Annotated in this window: 1 protein-coding gene; it reads left to right on the plus strand. The window is 75.8% G+C overall.

Features of this window, described 5'->3' with window-relative positions; genetic code table 11:
• Positions 1–453 precede the first annotated feature (453 nt).
• Positions 454–2,532: an NAD-dependent DNA ligase LigA gene (gene ligA / locus ACOV8S_RS02845; protein WP_448315926.1), complete on the plus strand. Its 2,079-nt coding sequence runs from the start codon at positions 454–456 to the stop codon at positions 2,530–2,532.
• The last annotated feature ends 681 nt before the right edge of the window (positions 2,533–3,213 follow it).

Here is a 3,213-nt window from a genome sequence, read left to right on the forward strand (position 1 = left end):
GCCCGGATCTGGACCGAGGGCCACGACCTCGACCTCGACGCCGTGTCCCGCCTGTGGACCTGGGCCGAGGACCCCGCCCCGGCCGGCCGCGCGGTCCCGCTCGCCCGCGCGGAGGCGGTGAGTGTGTGAGACGACGCCGGGACCGCCGCGGGGCGGGACGGCCGCGGGGGTGTTCCTCGCCGCCGCGGCCCGGGCGGCTGTGCCGGCGTCGGGTCCGGCCTGGGGCCGGCCGGCGGCCCCGGTTCCGGGCCTGACGATGGCGTACGGGGCCGCGCCGTCCGAGGCGGCCCCGGTTCCGGGCCTGACGACCTCGCACGGGGCCGCGCGATCTGCGGCAGCTTCGGCTTCGGGCCGGGCGGCGGTCTCGGCCCCGGGCCGGCCCCGGGTGGGCGCGTCGGTGTCGGCGGAACGGTGTGTTCCGGATTGTCGGACCCCTGCGGAAGAGTGATCCCCATGACGACTTCTCCCGCCGTAGAGGCGCTGACCACCCCTGCCCAGTACGAGGCCGCGATCGCCCGCGTCCGCGCCGCCGCGCAGGCGTACTACGGCGGCGACGGCGACATCGCCGCCGAGAGCGTCATGGACGACGCGACGTACGACCGCGAACTCCTGGCCATCGCCGCCTACGAGGAGGCCCACCCCGGGCAGGCGGCCGCCGACTCGCCCACCCACCAGGTCGCGGCGGGGGCCGCCCCGGTCGGCGACGTCGCGCACACGGTGCCGATGCTGTCCCTGGACAACGCCTTCTCCGCCGAGCAGCTGACCGCCTGGGGCGAGAGCCTGCAGCGCAGACTGGGCCGGCCGGTGGAGGGCGGATACACCGTGGAGCCCAAGCTCGACGGCGCGGCGATCGCCGCCCGCTACCGCGACGGCCGGCTGGTCCAGGTGGTCACCCGTGGCGACGGGCGCTTCGGCGAGGACGTCAGCCACGTCATCGGCACCGTCGACGGGCTCCCGGAGCGGCTGGAGACCCCGGCCACCGTCGAGGTGCGCGGCGAAGTCCTCTTCACCCAGGCGCAGTTCGAGGACGCCAACCGGATCCGCACGGAGCACGGCGCGAAGGTGTTCTCCAACCCGCGCAACGGCGCGGCCGGCACCCTGCGCGCCAAGGACCGGCCCTACCGGCTGGCCCTGACCTTCTGGGCGTACTCCGCCGTCGACCTGGACGGCGGAGCGTTCCTGCCCGCGGCGGCCCCGCACAGCGAGGTGCTGGCGCTGCTGTCGGCGGCGGGCGTGCGCACCACCCGCGACAACCCGGCCGCGCTGCGGTGCGTGCGCACCATCGAGGAGGCGCAGGCGCGGGTCGAGGAGATCCAGGCGATGCGGCCGACCCTGCCGTTCGGGATCGACGGCGTCGTGGTCAAGGCCGACGACGTCGCCGAGCAGCGCGCGGCGGGGTTCGGTTCCCGCTTCCCCCACTGGGCGATCGCCTACAAGCTTCCGGCGGTCGAGCGGACCACCCGGCTGCTGGACGTCGAGTGGAACGTGGGCCGCACCGGGGTGCTCGCCCCGCGGGCGCGGCTGGAGCCGGTGGAGCTCGACGGCACCACCGTCGAGTACGCCACCCTGCACAACCCGGCCGACATACGGCGGCGCGACCTGCACATCGGGGACACCGTCACCGTGTACAAGGCCGGCGACATCATCCCGCGCGTCCAGGCCGCCGTCGTCGGGCTGCGTCCGGCGGACGCCGTGGAGGTGCCGCTGCCCGAGGCGTGCCCGCACTGCGGAGGGGACATCGACCGGAGCCAGGAGCGGTGGCGGTGCGTGAAGGGCGCCGCCTGCCGCCTGCCCGCGCTGATCGCCTACGCGGCGCAGCGCGACTGCCTGGACATCGACGGCCTGGGCACCACGTACGTGAACGCGCTGGTCGCCTCCGGCGCGGTCGCCGACATCGCCGACCTGTACACGCTGGACCTGCAGACGCTGTCCGTCGCGGCGGGCAGCGAGAAGCGGGGCGCGAACCTGGTCGCGCAGATCGAGGCCGCCCGGCTGAAACCGCTCAGCCGCCAGGTCTGCGCGCTCGGCATCCGCAACACCGGGCGCCGCCTCTCGCAGCGGATCGCCGCCCACTTCCGCACCATGGACGCGATCCGCGCGGCGGACGCGGAGGCGATGCAGGAGGTCGAGGGCATCGGCCCGGAGAAGGCGCCGGGCATCGTCGCCGCCTTCGCCGAACTGGCGCCGGTGATCGACAAGATGACCGCCGCCGGGGCCACCATGACCGAACCGGTCGGCGAGGACGCGGGCGAGGGACCGCTCGTCGGCGAGGACGGCCGCCCGATGAAGGTCGTCGTCACCGGGAAGATGACCGGCCCGCTCGCGGAGCTCGGCCGCACCGCCATGAAGGACCTGATCGAGCGCGCCGGCGGAAAGTCCGGCGACGGCGTCACCGCGCAGACGGCGTATCTGGTGGCGGCGCCCTCGGCGGGAGGAAAGCCGAGCAGCAAGGCCGTCAAGGCGGAGCAGCTGGGGGTGCGGGTCCTCACCCCCGAGGAGTTCGCCGAGCTCCTGGGCGACCTGCTGAACTGAAGCGCCGCCGGGGGCGGGGGCCAGGGCGGCGGCTCGGCCCCGGTTTGCCGGGCCCCGGCTCCGACCCGGGCTGGCCCGGCCCACTCCGGCTGAGGCCCGGTTTCAGCTAACGCCCGACCCTGGTTGGCCCGGCCCGCTCCGGCTGAGGCCCGGCCCCGATCGGCCATGGCCCTGGGCCCCGCTCCCACGGCCCGCACCGCGTCCCGACGTCCCCGTCGGCGCGGCGCGGGCCGCCGCGCGTTCCCGCACCGGGCCGATCCCCGCACCATCCCGTGCCGGTCACCATCCTGTGCCGCTGACCGGCCTGTACCGGTCGGAGCCCCGTGCCCCGTAACCGGCCCGATCCGTCGGCCGTCGCTCCGTCAGCCTCCGCGCGGTCACCGACCCGGCGTCACCGGCCCGCCCCGCCTCCGCACGCCGGGCGGGTCGCCCTGCACCACCGTTCCCGCTCCCGGACCGCTGCGCCCGGCCGCGGGGGAGTACGCGCTTACCGCCCCACCACAGCCGGACGGCACCGTCAATTCCGCATGCTGGAGCGGTCGTTGACGGTGTGCGGGCTTCGTGCTTGCATCGGTGCATGCTGCGCCGGACGCTCACCTCCCGCCGCTGTGTCGACCTGGTCAGGGTCGCCGCGGCGCTCTGTCGCACGTCCTGACGCAGCCGGCGCCCCGGCCTTTCCGC

Source organism: Streptomyces sp. CO7 (genome assembly GCF_053474865.1).